This is a genomic window from Halobacillus litoralis (assembly GCF_004101865.1).
GTDB classification, from domain to species: Bacteria; Bacillota; Bacilli; order Bacillales; family Halobacillaceae; genus Halobacillus; species Halobacillus litoralis_A.
Genome location: NZ_CP026118.1, coordinates 2573780 through 2595106 on the forward strand (window position 1 = coordinate 2573780; position 21327 = coordinate 2595106).

20 protein-coding genes and 2 riboswitches are annotated in these 21327 nt (G+C 44.6%); of the genes, 17 read left to right on the top strand and 3 right to left on the bottom strand.

The features are described from left to right. Window positions 1-37 precede the first annotated feature (37 nt). Complete coding sequence (gene ligD, locus HLI_RS13060; protein WP_164908556.1) at window positions 38-1795, bottom strand: DNA ligase D; 1758 nt, start codon at window positions 1793-1795, stop codon at window positions 38-40. A gap of 103 nt (window positions 1796-1898) precedes the next feature. Here ligD and HLI_RS13065 point away from each other — a divergent pair, with 103 nt between their 5' ends. From HLI_RS13065 to HLI_RS13090, 6 genes are all read left to right on the top strand, one after another. Continuing rightward, entirely contained in the window at window positions 1899-2735 is an 837-nt protein-coding gene (locus HLI_RS13065) for a non-homologous end joining protein Ku (protein WP_128525364.1), read from the top strand. A 98-nt stretch (window positions 2736-2833) separates the two neighbouring features. Continuing rightward, window positions 2834-3013, top strand: coding sequence for a hypothetical protein (locus HLI_RS13070; RefSeq protein ID WP_128525365.1), 180 nt, complete (start codon window positions 2834-2836; stop codon window positions 3011-3013). Then, window positions 3006-3614 (top strand): Fic/DOC family protein, encoded by a 609-nt coding sequence (locus tag HLI_RS13075; protein ID WP_128525366.1) that lies wholly within the window; start codon window positions 3006-3008, stop codon window positions 3612-3614. Before HLI_RS13070 ends, HLI_RS13075 begins: the two co-directional genes overlap by 8 nt. A 194-nt stretch (window positions 3615-3808) precedes the next feature. Continuing rightward, window positions 3809-5314: an asparagine synthase B gene (gene asnB, locus HLI_RS13080; protein ID WP_128525367.1), complete on the top strand. Its 1506-nt coding sequence runs from the start codon at window positions 3809-3811 to the stop codon at window positions 5312-5314. Window positions 5315-5462: 148 nt separating this feature from the next. Then, window positions 5463-6434: a hydroxyectoine utilization dehydratase EutB gene (gene eutB / locus HLI_RS13085; RefSeq protein WP_128525368.1), complete on the top strand. Its 972-nt coding sequence runs from the start codon at window positions 5463-5465 to the stop codon at window positions 6432-6434. Between the two features lie 18 nt (window positions 6435-6452). Then, window positions 6453-8123 (top strand): PucR family transcriptional regulator, encoded by a 1671-nt coding sequence (locus HLI_RS13090; protein WP_128525369.1) that lies wholly within the window; start codon window positions 6453-6455, stop codon window positions 8121-8123. A 24-nt stretch (window positions 8124-8147) separates the two neighbouring features. On the opposite strand, the gene HLI_RS13095 is transcribed toward HLI_RS13090, so the two are convergent. Beyond that, window positions 8148-8681 (bottom strand): DUF3221 domain-containing protein, encoded by a 534-nt coding sequence (locus tag HLI_RS13095; RefSeq protein WP_128525370.1) that lies wholly within the window; start codon window positions 8679-8681, stop codon window positions 8148-8150. A 113-nt stretch (window positions 8682-8794) separates the two neighbouring features. Then, a riboswitch (TPP riboswitch) is annotated at window positions 8795-8904 on the top strand. Window positions 8905-8985: 81 nt separating this feature from the next. On the opposite strand from HLI_RS13095, the gene thiW reads away from it, so the two are divergent. From thiW to thiE, 5 genes are all read left to right on the top strand, one after another. Continuing rightward, on the top strand, window positions 8986-9474 hold the full coding sequence (gene thiW / locus HLI_RS13100) for an energy coupling factor transporter S component ThiW (RefSeq protein WP_128525371.1): 489 nt from the start codon (window positions 8986-8988) through the stop codon (window positions 9472-9474). A gap of 5 nt (window positions 9475-9479) precedes the next feature. Then, a riboswitch (TPP riboswitch) is annotated at window positions 9480-9585 on the top strand. 48 nt (window positions 9586-9633) lie between these two features. Continuing rightward, window positions 9634-10320, top strand: a complete 687-nt coding sequence (gene tenA / locus HLI_RS13105; protein ID WP_128525372.1) for a thiaminase II — start codon at window positions 9634-9636, stop codon at window positions 10318-10320. Then, a complete protein-coding gene (gene thiD, locus HLI_RS13110) occupies window positions 10317-11129 on the top strand; it encodes a bifunctional hydroxymethylpyrimidine kinase/phosphomethylpyrimidine kinase (RefSeq protein WP_128525373.1) in 813 nt (270 codons plus the stop codon). Before tenA ends, thiD begins: the two co-directional genes overlap by 4 nt. Beyond that, window positions 11120-11887 carry a hydroxyethylthiazole kinase gene (gene thiM, locus HLI_RS13115; protein ID WP_128525374.1) on the top strand — a complete coding sequence of 256 codons (768 nt, stop codon included), beginning with the start codon at window positions 11120-11122 and terminating at the stop codon, window positions 11885-11887. The genes thiD and thiM overlap by 10 nt, the downstream gene beginning before the upstream one ends. Next, a complete protein-coding gene (gene thiE / locus HLI_RS13120; protein ID WP_128525375.1) occupies window positions 11884-12501 on the top strand; it encodes a thiamine phosphate synthase in 618 nt (205 codons plus the stop codon). The genes thiM and thiE overlap by 4 nt, the downstream gene beginning before the upstream one ends. Before the next feature lie 139 nt (window positions 12502-12640). Here thiE and HLI_RS13125 read toward each other — a convergent pair whose 3' ends face one another. Then, the gene (locus HLI_RS13125) at window positions 12641-13861 is read right to left on the bottom strand and encodes a threonine synthase (RefSeq protein ID WP_128525376.1); all 1221 of its coding nucleotides are present in this window, start codon (window positions 13859-13861) and stop codon (window positions 12641-12643) included. A 206-nt stretch (window positions 13862-14067) separates the two neighbouring features. Between HLI_RS13125 and HLI_RS13130 the strand changes: the two genes are divergently transcribed. From HLI_RS13130 to HLI_RS13155, 6 genes are read left to right on the top strand one after another with little or no spacing between them, the layout of a single operon-like run. Beyond that, the gene (locus HLI_RS13130) at window positions 14068-15270 is read left to right on the top strand and encodes a M24 family metallopeptidase (RefSeq protein WP_128525377.1); all 1203 of its coding nucleotides are present in this window, start codon (window positions 14068-14070) and stop codon (window positions 15268-15270) included. 14 nt (window positions 15271-15284) lie between these two features. Next, window positions 15285-16259 carry a cyclodeaminase gene (locus HLI_RS13135; protein WP_128525378.1) on the top strand — a complete coding sequence of 325 codons (975 nt, stop codon included), beginning with the start codon at window positions 15285-15287 and terminating at the stop codon, window positions 16257-16259. Beyond that, window positions 16246-17439, top strand: a complete 1194-nt coding sequence (locus HLI_RS13140) for a cystathionine gamma-synthase family protein (protein ID WP_128525379.1) — start codon at window positions 16246-16248, stop codon at window positions 17437-17439. Before HLI_RS13135 ends, HLI_RS13140 begins: the two co-directional genes overlap by 14 nt. A gap of 14 nt (window positions 17440-17453) precedes the next feature. After that, window positions 17454-18644, top strand: a complete 1191-nt coding sequence (locus HLI_RS13145; protein ID WP_128525380.1) for a M20 metallopeptidase family protein — start codon at window positions 17454-17456, stop codon at window positions 18642-18644. After that, the gene (locus HLI_RS13150) at window positions 18641-19693 is read left to right on the top strand and encodes a homoserine dehydrogenase (RefSeq protein WP_128525381.1); all 1053 of its coding nucleotides are present in this window, start codon (window positions 18641-18643) and stop codon (window positions 19691-19693) included. Before HLI_RS13145 ends, HLI_RS13150 begins: the two co-directional genes overlap by 4 nt. A gap of 14 nt (window positions 19694-19707) precedes the next feature. Next, window positions 19708-21144: an aldehyde dehydrogenase family protein gene (locus HLI_RS13155; RefSeq protein ID WP_128525382.1), complete on the top strand. Its 1437-nt coding sequence runs from the start codon at window positions 19708-19710 to the stop codon at window positions 21142-21144. Window positions 21145-21327 lie beyond the last annotated feature (183 nt).

A 21327-nucleotide genomic window follows, 5' to 3' on the forward strand; every position in this document is an offset into this window, starting at 1 on the left:
GTCATAGTGTTTATTTCCCGGGCAATTTTCGACAAGGTTATTGAATTAATTTTTTAAGTTTTGATACGGGTTGTTTGTCCCTCGCGTTTTCATACTCACGGAAGGGGCACCCTTTTTGGTGGACTCTTTCAATAATCGAATGGATGTTGAACGTTTCAGGTGTCAAACCCTCTTTTACTTCTGACCAGTACAACGGGGCTGCCACAGAAGCACGATCCGTTGCACGTGTAGAGTAGGGAGCGATAATCGTTTTCCCTTCGGCATGTTGGACGTAATCAATATAAAGACGCACCCCTCTATTCTTCTTCAGTCTCTCGGTAGTAAAAAGTTCTGGTTCCTCGTTAACAAGTAAAGCCGCGAGTGCTTCTGTGATTTGCCGTGTTTCTTCGTAACTGAAATCTCCTTCCTTTATCGGTATATGAATCTGCATTCCTTTATTACCAGAGGTTTTGATAAAGCTGACCACTTCTAGTTCATCAAGGACGTGTTTGAGTAACCGGGAAGCTGTGACTGCTAGATGGAAGTGGTCTCGATCGGGCGGGTCCAAATCCAGAACGATTTCATCCGGAGAGGCCGCTCCTGCTTTTTCAAATGGGATATGAAACTCAAGGGCTCCTTGATTCGCCAGCCATACGAGCGAGGAAAGGTTATTACACATCATGAATTTCTCCGCGTTTTCTTTCCATTCCTTCAAAAAACCCGGCGCATGATCGGGGTAGTGTTTTTGAAAAAAAGAGTCTTGATCAATCCCATCAGGATAGCGGATAAGCGTAAGTTTCTTCTTGCTGATGAATGGGAGGATGTAAGGAGCTGCCTTTCTTATATATAGTAAATAATCTTCTTTTGTCACCTCAGGCCAAAGTTTTTTAGAGGTGTGGGTAGGTTCAAAATCGTCTGGAAAAATGGCCAGGTCCCATTCCAGCTTTTCAGATGTACATTCTGCGGGGGAAAGATCGAAACGGAACTGGTGGAAGTAAGGCTCACGTAAGTCCCCACCTTGAGCATTCAGACAGTGAATGTCGACACAGATGCTTGGTTCCAAATGCCACTTCCCCTTTTTCTTATACCCCTTGTCTTTGAAAAAGTTGCGCAGGGTTTTTGATTCCTCTCCAGATAATCCGTGCTTGAAACGTCCCAGTAGTTCCTGTGTCTGATTATTTTCGGTGGCTGCATCATAATAACCGTTCTCAGGATCGTAGCTGATCAAGAAGCCGGAAACGGACCGCCATTGCTTCCACTTCAACCAATGTAGGACTCTTTCACCGGGTCGGTAAGGACTGGAGATTGATTTAGCTGCAATTCCTTCTGCGAGGTGAAGAAGAGCTTTCTCCTGGATCTCCTCAGGGTTTGTGAAAGTTTCAATTTCCCTGATGTGTGGATGGCTGATTTTCTCAAGTACCGTCCTGAGTCGCTGTTTTCTGTTTGAAAGGGGGGACTTCAAATCTTCAAGGATGTCGAAAGCAAGCAGCGTAGCTGGGCGTTCCTCCGCGTGTCTTTGAATTTTCTCTTTGTTCCTCATCCGGCCTCTCATCTGTAAGAGGGGGAAGTTCGCCTGATAGAGTGTATTCAGTATGACGATTTCCCCGTCAATTTTAAGCGGGAGACATGACTGGGGGAATTTCCAATTGGTGATTTCAGGAAAATGAGCACTTAACTCCTTCCCGTTACGACTCCAGAGCTTAATGTCAGATGGAGTAACTTCCAGTATTGCCCGGAATCCATCGTATTTCATTTCATAGATCCATTCTTTTCCTTTGGGAAGTTCGGCAGTAGAGGAGAGTAACATGGGTTTCATAACGTTTTTCCTCCTTAGAACGCGTTTTTTTTTAGTTTGTCCAAGTGAAATGGAACATATTTTATGAGATCCGTGAAAAACTAGAGAAAAAGGAGTGTCCGCTATGCACACCATGTGGAAGGGTACGATCAGTTTCGGCCTTGTCAATATACCAGTGAAGCTACACGCTGCTACCGAAAATAAAGACATTAAGCTCCGTCAGCTTCATCAAGAATGCAACTCCCCTGTGGAGTATAAAAAGCGCTGTCCGGTATGTGATCGGGAAATCGAAAGTGAAGAAATCGTCAAAGCTTATGAATATGCAAAAAATAAGTTTGTTGTGTTAGACGAGGAAGACCTGGAAGAATTGAAGAAAGAACAGGCAGATAAAGCAGTGGAGATCCTCGACTTTGTTAAATTAGAAGAAATCGATCCCATTTACTTTGAACGCAGTTACTATATTTCACCGAGTGAAGGTGGGTCCAAAGCGTATGGGCTGTTACGTCAAGCGTTAGGAGATACAGGGAAAATCGGGGTCGCCAAAATCATCATACGATCAAAGGAACAATTGGCGATTGTCCGTGTCTATGAAAACACTCTTCTGATGGAGACTATCCATTTTCCTGATGAAGTACGCCACGTTCAGGATGTACCGAATGTCCCGGAAGAAGCAGAATTGAGTAAAAAAGAATTGAGCACGGCCGTCACTTTGATCGATCAATTGACAGCAGAGTTCGACCCAGAGAAATATAAAGATGAATACAGAACAGCTTTACTGGATTTGATTGAAGCGAAGAAAAATAATGAGGAAGTTACGACAGCGAAAGATAAGCCAAAGCCAGACAACGTGACAGATCTCATGGATGCGCTTGAGAAATCGTTAGAAAAAACAAAAGGAAACAAAAAGAAGAAAACAACCAAACGGAAAACGACAACTTCCGGCAAAAAGAAATCCTCATAAACCCTTCAATGGTGCGGTTTGTCGAATGAATCAACTGTATTTTCTTTAGTGAATGTAGTATAATAGAAGGTAGAAGCAGATGGTTCGGAGGTATGTGGATGAGTGACCGTACAGAAGAACAAGCCGAACATTTGATGCGTTCAGCAAAAGCGTCAATGGCGATTGAAGGGTTCAGTTTAAACCAAAAACAAGAATCATTAGTGAAGAAATGTCTCACAGGAGCTATTTCACATAAAGAATTCATCAAGCGGGCTCTGGAATTGTCTCGCCATGCCTGAGTCCAGGTATGGGAGTGAATCCTCCCGCTATTGTTATGCCGGAACGAACGTATTGATTAACCACTATGATATTATGGATGACAAACAATTGGCGTCGATGGAGGCTCTCGTTACGACTCGACGTCTTTCAGAACTTCAAGAAAGGCCGCTTGAAGGAGACTTCGATTTACGTCATCTTCAGAGAATCCACGCCTATCTCTTTAAGGATTTATATCCATTTGCTGGAGAGATAAGAACTGAAAACATAGTCAAGGATGGTTTTTCATTTGCTCAAGCCCGGTTTGTCCATTTAGCGTCTAAACCACTTTTCCAGCAGCTGATGATAGAAGACTGGGAACATATGGATCAAAAGATGCTGGCAGGTAAATTGACCTATTATATGGCAGAAATCAATGTCCTGCATCCTTTTCGTGAAGGGAATGGGAGGAGCTTGCGTGAATTCATCCGGTGCATAGCTATAGAAGCTGGGTACATTTTAGACTGGGCGGTTGTACCGAAAGAAAGAGTCTTCGAAGTGAGTATAGAATCAGTCAGGCACTCAGGCGAATTATACAAAGTCATCTACCAATCTTTATCACCGAAAAAGGATTCCTCCAGCTAAATTGAAGCTGGAGTTTTTATTTCGCTCCATAGGAGGTGCATTCAAAGAACGGAGGATGTATTTTATGTATGTATCGGATAGTCAGGGTTTTTACTTTTATTTGCTTTCACATCCTTGTTGATAATTTACAGGAAGAAGAGTAGTCTGTGCCTTATGCAATAAATTGCAGTCAATCAAGGGGGATCATAAATACGATGTGTGGAATCTTCGTTTCACAAGGAGAAATAAGTTCAGAACAAATGGATGAGGTATTACAGTTGCTTCACCACCGTGGACCTGACGAGGGGAAAGCTGTCGTATCAGGGCGGGTACATCTCGGACACCGCCGGCTTTCCATTATTGGGTTGGATGATGGTATCCAGCCCATTCATAATCAAAAAAAGGACCGCTGGATCGTCTGTAATGGTGAAATTTACAACTATGCTGCTATTAAAGAAAAACTGGCAGGAGATGTCTCATTCTTAACGAAATCAGATAGTGAAGTCGCATTGAAATTGGTAGAGCACCAGGGGCCGGAAGCCATCGGTCAATTAGATGGGATGTTCGCCTTTTTCATTGCGGATGAGCAAAATGATAGTTTTGTTGTGGCACGCGACCCATTAGGCATCAAGCCACTATACTATGGAACTGATAAAGAAGGAAACTATGTTTTCTCATCGGAGTTGAAAGCGATCGAAGCGTTTGTAGAAGAAGCGTCCGAATTTCCACACGGTCACTATTTCACGCCAGAGGAAGGGTTTGTCTGCTACCGGAAAATCGAAGCTCCTGCAAAGGAATTTTCGCAAACGCATCTTGAAGAAGTATTTGATTCTATCCAAAGTACGATGATTCATGCTGTCGAAAAGAGGTTGCTCGCAGATGTGGAAGTGGGCGTTTTGCTCAGTGGAGGACTGGACAGTAGTTTGATTGCTGCCATTGCTGCACAGAAACAGCAAGGAGACAAGCCATTAAAATCCTTCTGTGTCGGTGCAGAAGGCAGTGCGGACGTTATGAACGCCAGAATAGTGGCGCAAGCGATCGGAACGGACCATTATGAATACATTTATACCGAAGAAGAATTGATCGAAGCGGTCTCTGATGTCATTTATCATTTGGAATCCTATGAGCCTTCACTTGTGCGAAGTGCAATTCCGAATTATTTTGTCTCTAAATTGGCAGCAGAACATGTGAAGGTCATTTTATCTGGAGAGGGAGCAGATGAATTGTTCGCTGGTTATGCTTACATGGAAAAATTCCAAGAGACAGCAGCCTTGAACAAAGAAATCATTCGTATTCTGAATACCCTTCACCATGTCAATTTGCAACGTGCAGATCGAATGAGTATGGCTCACTCGATAGAGCTCCGTGTACCATTCCTGGATTTGGAAGTCGTGGAAAATGCATTGCAGATTCCAGCTGCTTTGAAGGTTCATCAAAAAGATCGTATGGAAAAATGGTTACTGAGAAAAGCCTTTGATGGCACTTTGCCAGAAGAAGTACTTTGGCGTAAGAAAGCAGAATTCTCCGAAGGTAGCGGAGCGTTGGATTTACTCGACATGCACGCTGAAAACACGATTTCAGATCAAAAGTTCAATCAAGTGAAAGAAGAAGCTCCGGTAGAGATTCGCTCTAAACAAGAGATGTTTTATTACCAGATTTTCCGTAAGCATTTCCCTAAAGAAAAGATGCTGAACAATGTAGGGAAATGGGCAACAGCATAAAGGTAGCAAAACCGATGTCTTCTGGCATCGGTTTTGTTTTTTTCTTTTATTGAAGGTTCTTTTTCAACTATAATGGTATGTAACATTATTGAATTCTGAAGAATCTGAATTATATCTTATGACTTAGAAATAAAGGGGGGAAGGTAAAGTGGAGGACCGACTCGTTCCTTTCAGAGATGTATGGAAAGCGAAAAAACGGATAAAGTCGATCATTGAAACAACGCCACTCGTCTATTCTGAACATCTATCTGCATGTACGGGAGTGAAAGTGTTTCTTAAACTCGAGCAGAATCACCCGACAGGCGCCTTCAAATTACGGGGGGCTGCAAACAAAATTTTATCCTTGTCTGAAGAAGAGAAAAATACAGGAGTGACGACATTCTCAACGGGTAACCACGGCATAGCAGTGGCTTATATTGCCAAAGAACTTGGAATCCCTTGTACGGTTTGTATTTCCAATCGAGTGCCTGGTGTTAAGGTGAACCGTCTGAAGAAATTAGGAGCGACTGTAGAAACCGTCGGAAAGAGTCAAGACGATGCAGAGACCCGATGCATCCAGTTAGAGAAAGAGGAGGGAATGACAGTTATCAAACCGTTTGATGACAAAGACATTATTGCAGGTCAGGGGACCATCGGGCTTGAGATCATGGAACAATGCCCGGAAGTAGAAGAGGTCATCATCCCTTTATCAGGAGGTGGTTTGTTGTCCGGTGTCGGTTTATCAATGAAATCGGTTGACCCCTCCATTCAAATTACTGGGGTAACGATGGAAAAGGGGGCTGTCATGCAAGAAAGTTTAAGAAAGGGTCATCCAGTCAGCCTCGAAGAAGAAGATACACTGGCTGATAGTCTGCTGGGAGGAATCGGCACAGGGAATCTATTCACTTTTCCTATGACTAAAAAATATATGAATAAAGGTGTACTTGTCTCGGAAGCGCAAATAAGAGAAGGATTATTATTTTTACTAGAACATCATAAAATGGTTGTAGAAGGAGCAGCGGCTACGGGGGTTGGTCTTTTACTCAGTGAAGACTATCAACCTGAGAGTCATGTAGTACTTGTAGTTAGTGGTAATAACATCGATCATGAAACAATGACTGGACTTATTACAAGGGTTTAAACAGGGGGAGGGGCTTCTATGGAAGTGACGGTCGATGATGTTTTAGGTCTTCCCGTCTTTAAACAGGCGAAGGTGCAGACGCCATGTCTTAGCAGGCAGGTCGAATGGATTTCTGTGATCGAAACACCTGTAGAAAATTTTGTGCGGAACAATGAATTTGTTTTGAGTACGGGTGTAGGGTGTGCGGGCGATATTCTGGCATTAGAAGAGTATGTCATGGATGTTATAAAGGCTGATGCTTCGGCATTGGCTTTTGCTACAGGGCGATATATTTATAAGATTCCAGACAGGATTATCCAACTGGCTGAAGAGCATTCCCTCGCCCTGATCGAGATCCCCTGGGAAGTCAGGTTCGGAGATATAGTGCAGGAAGTCCTCCACCTCATCAGCAGGGAGAGACAGACAGAACAACAAAAGGCGGAAGAAATACGGCAGGAATTGATTAACTGCGTTTTGAATGGTAAGGGACTTCAGGAGATCACCACCATTTTGTACACGAACACGAATATTCCTACAGCGATAAGTGATCATAATAAGCAAATAAGGGCGAACCAGCACTTTGATCGCTATTTCATCGATGTATTGAACGGCCGCGAAGAAGAGCAAAGTGTATTGGTGACAACGGACGTCGCCAGTGACCACCCCCTCGTCCATTACATTGAGACCTATCGGATCGGTGAACACGATTGTCACCAGTTGACAATTTTATCGAATTATAAGAAACAAGGCTACCTTTTATTCAAACCTGAGGAGGGCCAAAAATTATCGTGGGTCGTTCTGAATATTCTTGAACACGCTTTGACCGCATGTGCTCTTTACTTCGTGAAAGAAAATGCGATAGAAATGACTGAAATCCGCCTGAAAGATAATTTTCTTCTTGAACTGGCCAAGAAAGATGTCCAGATGGATAAAGCGCTCTTATCAAAGGCTCAATTGTTAGGGTATGATTTAGAAAAACCTTTTATATGCCTGGTTGGTCACATCCGTTTCGTGCAGCCTGTAGACGACCATATCGGCTCTCCCACTCACTCGGTTCAATCCTCTTCGATGCATAGCCGGAATTACTATATTCAAAAAGAAGTGACCCACGCAGGTGATGTTTTAGAAAGGTTGACGATGACAACATTTGAGGAAGGCGAGGTCATTGTTTATTTAGAAGCGGACCAGCCCAATTTTGAAGAAACCACCAATCAGTTTCTCGACCTTATTGAACGAAGACTTCACGAGTTGTTAGCAGGGATTACTATCAACTGGGGGATTAGTTGTCATAAAGGGGGATACCGCACGTTTCATCAGAGCTATGAAGAAGCGGTGACGGCTTTGAAGATTGGAAGACAGCAGCATGAAGAAGGGGAGCGGACATTTTTCAGTGACACCAGGATGAATAGACTTCTCATGGCTCTCTCCCATGAAAAGGAAATCGGGAATATTGTGCACGACACATTAAAACAACTGATTGATTATGATCAAAAAAGGCAAACCGAATTGATCCACACCTTTATGATCTACAATAAATACAACAGCAATGTGAGCCAGACGGCGAGGGCGCTGAATTTGCATAGACAGTCGCTGCTTCATCGTCTCCGTAACATTGAGCATTTGACGGGTTTATCCCTGTTGGATGCAGATGACCTCTTTTTGCTGGAATTAAGTGTAAGGTTATGGCTATTGAAAAAGGTGGAGACATAGAGCGCTTCTAATAAAGGAGGCGCTCTATTTTTTGTCCTCGACGATTTCCTTCAGTTTATCATCATTTTCCCCGCGTCTATGGAGTTTGACCGTCCATTTATCAGAATCTACATCGAATGCCAGCATTTCAACTACAAGGATATCCTCGGTGGATTGAATTTCAGACAAGGCTGTTGATAAGGCTTCTGATGCTTTGAGATCGGCTCCTTCCACCTCACTCATTTCGAGCTCTTGAACTTTCTCAGCTTTCGCCTGTTCAGGAAAAGACTCTAAAATTTCTCCGTCTATCCAAACTTCCACTTGTTTTCCTACCCATGAGTCACTGGAAACTCCAGAGACCCACATCGCCCGTCCTTCCTGAGTGGTCTCTTCATTCATTGAGGTGACAACTAAAATTCTGTCCTCCTCTTGTTCCATGACAAATCCACTCATGTCCGGGTCAGGTGCTTCTTTTTCATCTGCTGGGTCATATTCTTGAGAACTGGATTCTTGAGTTCCACAGCTGGCAACGAGAAAGGAGAAACTGACCAGCAAACCAATCATCCACCAATTTTTCATGAAGATCGCTCCTTTACTTTGTTATTACATGGACGTTTCTTTCATAAAAAAGTTTCACATGACAGATAAATCCGAATTTGTTATGATGAATACCAACCAAGCGAATAATTCTATTAAACTACTAGGGGAGCCTGAATTGGCTGAGAGGAAAGCGAAAAAGCTTTCTGACTCTTACGAACCTGATCTGGTTAATACCAGCGGAGGGAAGTAGTCAGGCGATTTATATATCGACTGTCTTCATTCCAAGTCAGGTCCTTCTAGGGATTTGGCTTTTTTGTTTCTCCTCATAAGAAAGGAGGTATACATGCAGCATACACGCTTACTTACTACAATGGCCGTGTTCATAGCCATAGGCACGCTTGGTGCTCAATTCCTATGGTTTCCTGCCGGTGTGGCTAAAGCATATCCTGTCCAGCACGCTGTTAACGTGATGGCTGCGGTGACACTGGGACCTCTCCCTGCTGTCGGCATCGCTTTTTGCATTGGTATTTTAAGGTTTTTGTTAGGTTTAGGCACGATACTGGCTTTTCCGGGCGGTATGGTAGGGGCCCTTTTTGCGGGTCTATTTTACAAAATGTACAGGAAAAAAGCTTCCGCTGTTGTCGGAGAAGTGATAGGAACCGGTGTGATCGGTGCTTTTGTAGCTGTACCAATTGCTCAATTGGTGATGGGCAGCTCAGCGGGTGCCTTTGCTTTTTTACCATCGTTTCTTGTCAGCAGTATCTCTGGGGCAATGATCGGTTGGTTTGTATTGTCTCGGATAGAAGTTGAAAAATATCTCTTACAACCATAATACACGGAAACTACTAGGGGCGCGAGTACTCGCTGAGAAAAGGATAGATTCCTTTGTCCCTCAACACCTGATCTGGGTCATGCCAGCGGAGGAAAGTAGTCCTCAGGATCCTCAAAATCTCCCTCCTGGTAGCTTCCGAATATATCAAGGAGGCTCACTATGTCATTTACTCAACAATTAAAAAATGAAAATCAAGATGTCCTGGAACAAATTTTTGCTCATTCTTTCGTGCAGGGAATAGGGAAAGGCGATGTTCCTCATGATTCTATAGCTCATTATATCAAAGCAGACTATGAATATTTGAATGCTTTCATGCATGTATATGGCCTTGCGGTAGCCAAGTCTGCACAGAGAGAAGATATAGAACTTTTCAACGAGCAAATCGGCTTCATTCTTCATAGCGAAGTTCACCCGCATCACAATTTCTGTAATGTGATCGGCGTCGATTATGAGGCATTGCAGGGGTATGAACTTCCACCTACTGCAGATCATTACATCAAGCACATGCTCTATCATGCCCACACAGGGAGCCTTGGAGAAATATTAGCTGCTTTGCTTCCTTGTCCCTGGACGTACCTGGAAATTGGAAATGAATTGCTCAGGCAGTATCAGCCAAATGATTCTCACCCCTTTTATACATGGATTAACTTCTATGCAGAAGAGGAAGTAGCAGGATTGACAGGTCAGTTATGTGCACGACTGGATAAGTATGCTGAGCAAGCTTCTGAAATGGAGAAACAGCAGATGAAAACAGCCTTCCGGAAAAGCTGTCAATTGGAATTGGCTTTTTGGGAGATGTCTTACACATGTGAACAATGGCCACTAGAGGAGGCGGTGTCCCGATGAAACAGATCCCTTGTGCTTTAACCATTGCTGGAACAGATCCGAGCGGAGGTGCAGGTGTCCAGGCTGATTTGAAAACTTTTCAGGAGCTGAAAGTGTATGGGATGAGTGCGATCACCTCCATTGTTGCCCAAAATACCACGGGGGTGAGGGATGTTCACCATATTCCTGTAGAAATGATTCGGCAGCAATTGCAATCCGTTTCCGAAGATATGCCGATTCATGCTCTGAAAACAGGAATGATCGCCCAAAAAAATATGATGGAAGCCTTCAAAGAGTGGCTAGAGAAGGTGGATGCATTCTATGTGATGGATCCTGTCATGGTCGCCCAAAGCGGGGATCCTTTAATTGAGTCGGAATCACGGGAGTATCTGAAAAAACAGCTCCTTCCTCTGACAACATTAGTGACCCCGAATATCCCGGAAGCAGAACATTTAACTGGAGAAACGATTGAAACGGAAGAAGATATGAAAATGGCTGCAAAACATATCGTGACGGATTTAGGCGCCGGGGCAGCACTTGTGAAAGGTGGTCATTTGAACGGAAAGGCGATTGATTATTTATTCGATGGGAGCCGCATCCAGTCATTTGAGACAGAACGGATCGATTCTGCAAATACACATGGGACGGGTTGTACGTACTCGGCTGCAATTACGGCTAATTTAAGTCGGGGTCATTCACTAGGGAAAGCAGTGGAAGAAGCTAAATATTATGTAACAGAAGCAATCCGCTATTCCTTCGATTTAGGGAAGGGAAATGGGCCGACCAATCATTTTGCTGTACGCGAGGAGGTATTTAATAAATGGCTGTAAATGTAATCCGTCAAGTACGGGAATCGCGTCCACTGATTCACAATATGACGAACGCAGTTGTCATGAATTTCACAGCTAACGGTTTGTTAGCATTCGGAGGAACACCGATCATGTCCCATGCAATGGAAGATGCTCCAGATGTTGCTCGGCAATCCAGTGGATTATTACTCAATATCGGTACATTGACAGAAGATCAGGTCCAGGCGATGATCTCAGCTGGGCAAATAGCCAATGACCAGGGGATACCCGTCGTATTTGATCCAGTAGGTGCAGGTGCGACCCCTTACAGGTCAGAGGTGTGTAAACGCATTTTAAAGCACGTTCGTCCGACAGTCATCAAAGGAAATAGCGGAGAACTTGCTCACCTCGTAGGAATCGATGTAGAAACAAAAGGAGTCGATTTTGTCGGGGAAGCAGATGAAGAAACAATTGTCCGAAAGCTGGAAGAAAAATATCGAACCTCAGTCCTTTGCACTGGAGCAGTAGATGTTCTTTGTATAGAAGGTGAAATTTATAAAAATCATACCGGCCATCCTGTATTGACCCAGGTGACAGGAGCTGGGTGTCTGTTAGGCTCACTTCTGACGGCTGCTCTTACTGTCGAAGCTTCCAGTATGGAAAAGGGGCTGGCTGTTTTAGAGCATTACGGAAAAGCGGCAGAAAGAGCCGCTAATCAGCCTGGTGTCCACGGCCCAGGCACATTCATCCCTCACTTTATTGATGCTCTCTCCTTCGACCCGGAGGAGTTAAGAAAATGAAGTACCCAGAACGTTTGAGAAAATATTTAGTGATGGGCAGTCAAGATTGCCTGCGAGACCCTTCCTTTATATTGGAAGAAGCGATCCGGGGCGGGGTTACAGCTTTCCAATTTCGAGAAAAAGGAAAGGGCTCTTTAACAGGGATCGATAAATATCATCTTGGCAGAAAGCTGAGAGATATCTGCTGGAAGAATGAAGTTTTGTTTTTTGTAAATGATGATTTCGATTTGTTCGGGGATTTAGACGCAGATGGAATCCATTTGGGTCAAGAGGACATGCACGTGGAGGAAGTACGCCGTGCCTTTCCTTCTACACTGATCGGTTTGTCCATATCTGACGAACGAGAATTAGAAAAAGCCCCTGTAACACTTGTCGATTATTTAGGAGTGGGTCCTGTTTTCTCAACCTCTACGAAAGAAGATGCCAACCCAGTTGTGGGAACTGATTTGATAGCACATGTGAAAGCTGTTCATCCTCATCTCCCGCTTGTCGGAATCGGCGGGATTAATGAAGAGAATGCACATGAAGTGCTCAGTGCTGGAGCGGATGGTGTAGCTGTCGTGTCCGCAATCACCCTAGCGGAAAACATCAGGAATGCAGTGAAAAGTTTATAACAGATAAAAACCCCCCTAAGCGGCTGCCCCGCTTAGGGGGATTTTCTGTATCAGTCCTGTTGGCAAGTAGCTGATGGGGCGGTCAACCAGGTCTTTATTTTATTGTAAAAAAACTTTCCCTTTGGAAAAAATGATTTTATCATCCCTTCGACTGCAATTCCTCTCCAGGATTTAATATTGGAATTTCGATATTCACAGTATCAGGGTATTTGATCCCTGCCCCGGTATTTAACACGACAACATGGTCGTCAGCATTGATCCAATTTGTTTCGCGTAATTTCCTGGCTGCCAGAAAGGCTGCTGCTCCTTCAGGACACACAAAGGCTCCTTCTTTTTGAGCGATTCGTTTTTGTTCGTCTAGGAGGGAGGCATCGTCAACTGCAATCGCACAACCCTCTGTTTCATAAAGGGCGTCGAGCACAAGAAAATCTCCAAGAGCTTTTGGAACATTGATACCGAAAGCGATCGTTTCTGAATTTTCCCAGAAGGAAGAGCTTCTGAGACCCTGGTTCCATGCTTCAACAATCGGTGCGCATCCTTCCGATTGGACAGCGACAAGTCTAGGCATCTTGTCCGACTTGATCCATCCAAGGTGCTGCAGCTCTTTCAAGGCTTTATAAATGCCGATAAGCCCTACACCGCCACCAGTCGGATATAAAATCACGTCGGGTACTTCCCAACCTAATTGTTCAGCGATTTCTAATCCCATCGTTTTCTTGCCCTCAATCCGGTAAGGTTCTTTAAGTGTAGAGACATCATAAAGACCGTGTTCTTCAACAGCCTTCCCGACAATCCTCCCCGCATCACTGATCAGCCCGTCTACAAGATAAAGGTTTGCTCCTGAAAGGGCACATTCATTTCGTGTGATTTTGGGAGCATCGACCGGCATAACAATCGTTGATTCCAAAGATGCTCGTGCCGCATAGAGTGACCAGGCAGCCCCGGCATTTCCATTTGTCGGCATCGCAAGTTCTTTTACACCGAGCTCTTTAGCTTTTGAAACACCGACGGCAGCCCCGCGAGCTTTAAAGGAACCAGTAGGAATGATTCCTTCATCTTTCATATGTAATTGCCGGATATCCATATCTTCTTGAAGATTAGGAAGAGGAACGAGCGGGCTCATTCCCTCTCCTAAAGAAGTTTTATAAGCAGGATCCTGGAGGGGCAGAAGTTCGTGGTAGCGCCACAGGTCTGCAGGTCGGTCCCTTAAGTCAGCAGGTGACCATTCCTCAGCCAGGGTTTCAAGGTCATATTCAACTAATAACGGGGAGCCGCATGTACATAAATGTTGAGGTTCAGTGATATTGCATGTCGTTGAACATTTCGGACAAATTAAGTGAGAAACATAACTGTAATTCATTGATTGCATCCTCCTAGTTAAAGTTATTTGTATCATAACATAGAAGTTTTTAGTTGAAGGCGCTGATACTTACAGGTGTTTTTCTACTTTGTATAGAGGACATCTTCAAAACTTCATACACTTTTTACATTACATTAAAAAAAAAGGTTGAATACAATGAAGGTAATAGTTATTAAAATATTCAGACAAAAGATGGAGGGGATGAGATGGTTCTTCCTTTTGACATTTTAGAGTATCATCAACGCCTGCAGGAGACGAAGAAACGAATGGCTGATAAGGGCATAGAAGTACTGTTGATCACAGATCCCGCTAATATGAATTACCTTTCTGGATATGATGCCTGGTCATTTTATGTACACCAAATGCTGGTGATTATCATAGATGAACCTCAACCGCTTTGGATCGGCCGGTACCAGGACGCTAATGGCGCAAGGGTGACCACGTGGATTTATGAGGAGAACGTAATTGCTTACCCTGATTACTATGTCCATTCGAGTGTGTATCACCCGATGGATTTCGTGGCGGATATTCTAAATCAGATTGGTCATGGAGGCAGGAGGATAGGTGTTGAAATGGACCAATACTACTTTACAGCTATGGCACTTGAACGGTTGAAGAAAGGATTGCCGAATGCCTCATTTGAAGATGCTACCTTACTCGTCAATGGAGTCAGAATGGTTAAGTCAGATCAAGAAATCGAATACATGAGGCGTGCTGCTAAAATCGCTGACCTGGCAATGACTAAAGGAGTAGAGAGTGTACTTCCAGGTGTTCGTGAATGTGATACAGCTGCAGAGATTTATTATCACATGGTCAAAGGGACATCAGAATATGGGGGAGAGTATCCAGCCATCGTTCCTTTGCTGCCGACAGGGGACCAAACATCCATTCCACACTTAACATGGACAGATCGCCCATTTGTAGACGGGAATGCCGTCATTATTGAACTAGCCGGGTGTTATAAGCGCTATCATGTCCCTCTCGCTAGAACCGTCTCGATCGGTCAGCCGAATGAAAAAATGAAACAGGTGGCGCCAGTCGTGCTGGAAGGAATTCAAAATGTCCTCGCCTTTGCTAAGCCTGGGGTGACATGTGGGGAATTGGAGGAAGTTTGGAGAAAGAGCATCAAGAAATATGGATTTGAAAAAGAAGCCCGTCTTGGATATTCGGTCGGTCTGAACTACCCTCCGGATTGGGGCGAGCACACGGCAAGCATTCGTAAAGGTGATTCCACAATTCTGCAGCCTAACATGACCTTCCATCTCATCCCGGCCCTGTGGTTTGATACGGACGGTATTGAAATCAGCGAAACTTTCAAGGTGACGGAAACCGGGTGTGAACGGTTCACCACTTACCCGCAAGAATTGGTAATCCGGGATCATCTGGACCTTAGTGGACAAATCAGCTGAAGGAGGTTTTTCAAATCCGATTATTTGATCAAAAAGATATAGATAAAGTCATACGTCTGGATACATCTTTAGTCAGCATAATCGAAGACGCTTTTACCGACCTGGTAACGAAACAAACACAAATGCCTCCGATTATGCGTGTGGATGTGCCTGAACACAATGGAGAACTGGATATTAAATCTGCCTATATTGAGGGTGATGACAGTTTTGCTGTCAAACTCTCCTCGGGTTTTTTCAATAATTCTGAATTAGGGCTGCCGAGTGCAAACGGATTGATGATTTTAATCGACAGCCGGACAGGACGGCCGCTTGCTGTGTTGGCAGATGAGGGATTACTGACTGAGCTTCGTACGGCTGCTGCTGGAGCAGTTGCTGCTAAGTATTGCAGCTCAGAAAACAGTCGGAAAGCTGGGATTATCGGAACTGGAGCTCAAGCTAGGTTACAGCTGAAAGCTCTTGCCTTAGTCCGCCCCATAGAGAGTGTCTTTGTGTATGGACGGAAGACGGATCACGCCCGCAGTTTTAAAGTGGATATGGAAGAGGAGTTAGGAATTGGTGTTAAGATCTGTAATTCAGTTAAAGAAGTGGTCGAACAAAGTGATGTCGTCGTCACGACCACTCCTTCAAAAACTCCGTTGATCTATTCAGATTGGCTGCACCCTGGTCTGCACATTACCGCAATGGGTTCAGATGCGGAGCACAAACAGGAGCTGGACGCCTCTGTGTTAGAAAAAGCAGACCTGGTCGTATGTGATGTGAAAGCCCAATCCATGAGGTTAGGCGAGTTACGATCATGTGGTCAGTCTCCTGTACTGGAGCAGGCGAGGGAACTTGGAGCATTGACGAGCGGCCGTGATGATGGTCGAAAAAGCGAGGATCAAATTACTATATGTGATTTAACGGGGACAGGAGTGCAAGATACCGCCATTGCCCGTCATGTGTATTCATTACTTGTAACTGAGGAGGACGTTATCCATGAAAGAAGCTAAATTTAGCACAAAGTCCATTTGGGCTGGAGAGAAAGAGCAATTGGCCTTTGGAGCTACACAGGTGCCTGTCGTACACAGTGTTTCGTTCGGATATGACGATATGGATGAATGGTACGAAGTGGCGGTCGGAAATAAGCCGGGTCACATTTATGGCCGGAATACTAACCCCACCGTTCAAGCATTTGAGGAGAAAATCCGTATATTAGAAGACGCTGAAGCAGCCACTAGTTTTTCTACGGGGATGGCCGCCATCAGCAATACCCTCAGTACTCTGTTGTTCCCTGGAGATCGCATCGTATCGATCAAGGACACTTACGGAGGGACGAACAAAATTTTCACCGAGTTCCTTCCCAAGCAGCAAGTGGAAGTTGTTTTATGTAATACGGGCGATCATGACGCGATTGAGCGCGAAGTTGCAAAAGGATGTAAAGTTCTTTATTTGGAAAGCCCGACCAATCCGACCGTTAAAATTACAGATATCGAACGGATGGCCGGCGCTGGTAAAACTGTAGGAGCTAAAGTGGTCGTCGACAATACATTCGCGACCCCCGTGAACCAAAACCCGTTGAAACTCGGAGCAGACCTTGTCATTCATAGTGCGACTAAATTTCTCGGAGGACACGCGGATGCTTTAGGAGGGTCTGTCTGCGGGGACAAAGAATTGGTTGAGGCGATTTATCACTACAGGGAAATCAATGGAGCGACCTTAGATCCAATGGCAGCTTATTTGTTATTGCGAGGGATGAAGACCTTAAAACTACGTGTTGAACAACAAAACAAAAACGCAGCTGAAATCGCTGAATATTTAAAGACATTTGATATGGTCGAAAGTGTGTATTACCCGGGGTTACCAGAGCATCCACACCACGATATTGCGAAAAAGCAAATGAGCGGGTTCGGGGGAATGCTGAGTTTTGCCGTGAAAGGCGGGGTAGCCACTGTCCGTGATTTGCTGCCGAAGCTTCAATATGCGAACAGGGCAGCTAACCTAGGCTCCGTAGAGACGGTCGTCGGACCATCTAGGACGACAAGTCATGTCGAATGTACACCTGCAGAACGAGCAGCAATGGGGATACCTGAAGGTCTGATCCGATATTCTGCTGGTATAGAGGATATCGATGATTTGAAACAGGATCTTGCTCAAGCATTTCAATCCATACAAACATATGCGAAGCGGTAATGAAGAAACGGGCAGTGAAAACCAAAAAGGCGGGCTTAGTCACTAGATCTGAAGCTTTACAGAAACAATTGGTGAACTGGAGAAGGGATTTTCACCAATATCCTGAACTTAGTTTTCAAGAAAAGAGAACGAGTGAAAAGGTTCTCTCAGTACTACAGAATCAAAAAGCATACTCCATTGACACAGGGGTAGGCGGTTATGGAATCATTGCGACATTGAAGAATGGGGAGGGGCCGACGATAGGCTTGCGTGCTGACATGGATGCTTTGCCGATAGGGGGACAGTCTTATCGGCCATGGTCTTCTAAAACACCTGGTGTCATGCATGCTTGTGGTCACGATGCCCATACAGCCATCTTAATGGGAGTCAGTCTTCTTCTGGCTGAAGATGCAGCTAAGGATCAATTCAAAGGTACAGTGAAGTTGATTTTTCAACCAGCTGAAGAGAGTTGCGATGAAAACGGAGAGACAGGGGCGCTTAAAATGCTTCATTCAGGAAAACTGGATGATTTAGATGCCGTCCTTGCCCTCCATATGTGTCCATGGCGTCAAACTGGCGAAATTCAGTATCATGATGGTCCGAGTATGGCGAATAATGATGAATTTCACCTGACGATCAAAGGAAGTGGCGGCCATGCCGGTTACCCTCATCATGTTCAGGACCCCATCTGGATGGCTACGTATATCTTACAGGCATTGTATAGTTGCAATGGCCGGAAAGTGGATCCCCTGGAGGTAGGAACAATCAGCGTCGGGCAAATTCATGCGGGTGAAGCGAACAATGTCATTCCACATGAAGTGGAAATCAAAGGGACAATGAGGTCTTATACAGATGAGGTCAGAGAAAAACTTATCACTGAAATCCACCGGATAGCCAATATTGTGACCGCTTTAGGGGGAGGTCATGACCTTCGTATTTTTAAAGGAGAACCCGCCCTTCTCAATGATTCTTCTATTAATGAAATTATCAGAAAATCTGCAGGTTCCATGAAGATTTATAATGAACCATTCGGTATGGGGAGTGAGGATTTCAGTCATTTCACAAGACAGACACCAGGTGCGATGTTTTTCCTTGGCTGTGCATTAGAAAATGAAAGGAAATTGCATCGTCCGGACTTTGACATTGATGAAGCAGCAATGGTTGATGGAGTCCGGATTTTGATGGAGAGTACTTACCGTTTATTGGAGCGAGGAGGAGAAGAATGACAATAAAAGTAGCATTCATCGGATTCGGTGGTGTCGGGCAGGCGTTGGCAGAAATCTTTATCGAAAAGAAAAAAAAACTTATAAATGCTCATGATATGGAGGTTTCGGTTGTAGCTGTTGCTGATTTGATGAAAGGCTCCGTTTATCGCCCTGGTGGTCTTGAGGTGAAAACCGTTTTAGAATGTGTCAGGAATGACGGTTCTGTTGAAACATATCCGGATGATCACCAGACAATAAAAGGATGGAGCAGTATCGAAACAATTGAACGGTGTAATGCAGATGTCATCGTCGAGGTGACATACACGGATGTCCAGACAGGAGAGCCGGCCATCACCCATTGCCATCGAGCATTTGAAAAAGGGAAGAGTGTCATTACGACAAATAAAGGTCCAGTGGCTCTGGCTTATAAAGAGCTTACAGAAAAAGCCGAAGCTAACAACGTCTTTTTTGGGTTCGAAGGTACTGTAATGAGCGGGACACCGGCATTACGCCTTCCGGTAGAGACTTTGGCGGGGAACCATATCAAAGAAATCAAAGGCATATTGAATGGCACCACCAACTTTATTCTTACCGAAATGGAAAAAGGTATGGAATACGATAAGGCATTGGAAAAAGCTCAACAGTTAGGTTATGCCGAAGCGGATCCGACCAGTGACGTAGAAGGCTATGATATCCGCTATAAGACAGCGATTCTTTCCAGCCACGTGCTGGGTATGCCGATTTTGCACACAGATGTTTCCTGTGAAGGCATTACTAACTTGACGATGGCCGATGTGATAGAGGCTCTTGAAGATGGAGAAAGGTGGAAATTGATTGCCCGGATCATAAACGAAGGGGATACTGTCAAAGCAACGGTTAAGCCTGAGCGGATTCCTATCCAGGACTCTCTGGCAGGTATCTCAGGGGCAACGAATGCAATCGTCTTTGAATGCGATCTTTCAGGTCCCATTATGCTTACTGGAGCCGGTGCAGGGCTCAAGGAAACGGGCTTTTCATTACTCATTGATCTGATCCATTATAAAAAGCGACAAACACTTGCCAAAATCTGAGGAGGGCGCATTCTATGCCGACAAAAGTTGAAACGGTAAAGATGTTATTAGGAGGAAACTGGGTGCACAGTGAAGAGACTTTTGAAGTGCGTAACCCTCAAAACGATGAACTGATCGCATATGTCCCTTCGGCTTCCAGACAAGAAATGCTGATGGCTATTGAAAAAGCTGATCGAACCTTCCGTGCTAATGAACTATGGCCCACCCACGAAAGAATCAGAGTGTTACAGGAAGTTGTCGAATATATGGAGGAAAACAGGGAGGAGTTCGCACGAATCATCGCTTTAGAGAGTAGCAAAACCATCAGGGAAGCCCGTGGAGAAGTGAAGCGTGCAACACAGACGATTCAAATCAGTGCAGAGGAAGCGAGAAGGCTGAAAGGCGAAACGATCAACTTTGATCAGAACGAGGGAAGTGAAAACAGAGTTGGATACTTTCAGCGTTTTCCTGTAGGAGTGATAGGTGCGATTACGCCATTCAACGACCCCTTGAATCTTGTCGCACATAAAATAGGTCCGGCAATCGCAGCTGGCAATGCGATTGTACTCAAACCAGCTTCTGTGACGCCTCTCAGTGCATTAAAATTGGCAGAAGCATTCGTAGAAGCGGGTCTTCCGGAAGGTTACTTGTCTGTCGTAACTGGATCCGGAAGGGAGATAGGGGACACGCTTGTGACCCACCCTGCAGTAAAAATGGTATCGTTTACGGGTGGATCAAAGGCAGGAGAATCCATCACACAAAAAGCAGGAACGAAAAAATTAAGTATGGAACTCGGCTCGAATTCGCCGGTGATTGTCATGGAAGATGCGGATATCAAAAATGCTGTCCAATCCAGTGTTTCTGGTGCATTCTCAGCCGTTGGCCAAAACTGCATCGGTGTTCAGCGGATTTATGTGCATAAGTCCATCTATTCACATTTTCTCGATGCTTTTGTTCAGGAAACAGGTTCGTTGAATGTAGGAGATAAAATGGATGAGTGCACAGATGTCGGCCCGCTGATCAATGAAAACGAAGCTATCCGTGTCGAAAACTGGGTGGAAGAAGCAATCTCCCAAGGGGCTCAAGTGGAAATAGGAGGAAAGCGGGACGGGACGTTTTATTATCCCACTGTATTGACACATGTTCCGATCACATCACGCCTTGCGACAGAGGAGATCTTTGGACCTGTCGTCCTAATCGAAACAATCGAAAGTTTGGATGAGGCCATTGATAAAGCCAATGATGTCAATTACGGATTACAGGCCGGCATTTTCACCAATGACTTGAATCAAGCTTTCAAAGCCATCCGGAGAATGGATGTAGGAGGGCTTATGATCAATGATAGTAGTGATTATCGCATTGATGAAATGCCTTTTGGCGGGACGAAGGGTTCAGGCATCGGACGAGAAGGAGTCCGGTATAGTATGGAGGCAATGACTGAACAAAAAGTGGTTTGTTTTAAACTGAATTAACATAAAGTTGAAAAGGGGCGCATTCACGTGTCCCTTTTTTGTTTTGTAAATTGCTTAAGCTTTCGACGGTGAACAGGCGCGCTTGCGCTCATGAAATACATCACTGAAATGGAACTTCTTCTCAGGGATATTGTCTTCATTCATGCAAATAGTATAAGTGAGGAAAAATTCCGAGGAGGATGG

What these genes read in the sequence shown, in the direction of transcription:
- HLI_RS13155 (WP_128525382.1), top strand. Translation starts at nt 19,708, where the DNA reads ATGCCGACAAAAGTTGAAACGGTAAAGATGTTATTAGGAGGAAACTGG.
- HLI_RS13090 (WP_128525369.1), top strand. Translation starts at nt 6,453, where the DNA reads ATGGAAGTGACGGTCGATGATGTTTTAGGTCTTCCCGTCTTTAAACAG.
- HLI_RS13070 (WP_128525365.1), top strand. Translation starts at nt 2,834, where the DNA reads ATGAGTGACCGTACAGAAGAACAAGCCGAACATTTGATGCGTTCAGCA.
- asnB (WP_128525367.1), top strand. Translation starts at nt 3,809, where the DNA reads ATGTGTGGAATCTTCGTTTCACAAGGAGAAATAAGTTCAGAACAAATG.
- HLI_RS13075 (WP_128525366.1), top strand. Translation starts at nt 3,006, where the DNA reads ATGCCTGAGTCCAGGTATGGGAGTGAATCCTCCCGCTATTGTTATGCC.
- HLI_RS13095 (WP_128525370.1), bottom strand. Translation starts at nt 8,681, where the DNA reads ATGAAAAATTGGTGGATGATTGGTTTGCTGGTCAGTTTCTCCTTTCTC.
- ligD (WP_164908556.1), bottom strand. Translation starts at nt 1,795, where the DNA reads ATGAAACCCATGTTACTCTCCTCTACTGCCGAACTTCCCAAAGGAAAA.
- HLI_RS13125 (WP_128525376.1), bottom strand. Translation starts at nt 13,861, where the DNA reads ATGAATTACAGTTATGTTTCTCACTTAATTTGTCCGAAATGTTCAACG.
- HLI_RS13150 (WP_128525381.1), top strand. Translation starts at nt 18,641, where the DNA reads ATGACAATAAAAGTAGCATTCATCGGATTCGGTGGTGTCGGGCAGGCG.
- HLI_RS13130 (WP_128525377.1), top strand. Translation starts at nt 14,068, where the DNA reads ATGGTTCTTCCTTTTGACATTTTAGAGTATCATCAACGCCTGCAGGAG.
- thiW (WP_128525371.1), top strand. Translation starts at nt 8,986, where the DNA reads ATGCAGCATACACGCTTACTTACTACAATGGCCGTGTTCATAGCCATA.
- tenA (WP_128525372.1), top strand. Translation starts at nt 9,634, where the DNA reads ATGTCATTTACTCAACAATTAAAAAATGAAAATCAAGATGTCCTGGAA.
- thiD (WP_128525373.1), top strand. Translation starts at nt 10,317, where the DNA reads ATGAAACAGATCCCTTGTGCTTTAACCATTGCTGGAACAGATCCGAGC.
- thiM (WP_128525374.1), top strand. Translation starts at nt 11,120, where the DNA reads ATGGCTGTAAATGTAATCCGTCAAGTACGGGAATCGCGTCCACTGATT.
- HLI_RS13140 (WP_128525379.1), top strand. Translation starts at nt 16,246, where the DNA reads ATGAAAGAAGCTAAATTTAGCACAAAGTCCATTTGGGCTGGAGAGAAA.
- thiE (WP_128525375.1), top strand. Translation starts at nt 11,884, where the DNA reads ATGAAGTACCCAGAACGTTTGAGAAAATATTTAGTGATGGGCAGTCAA.
- HLI_RS13065 (WP_128525364.1), top strand. Translation starts at nt 1,899, where the DNA reads ATGCACACCATGTGGAAGGGTACGATCAGTTTCGGCCTTGTCAATATA.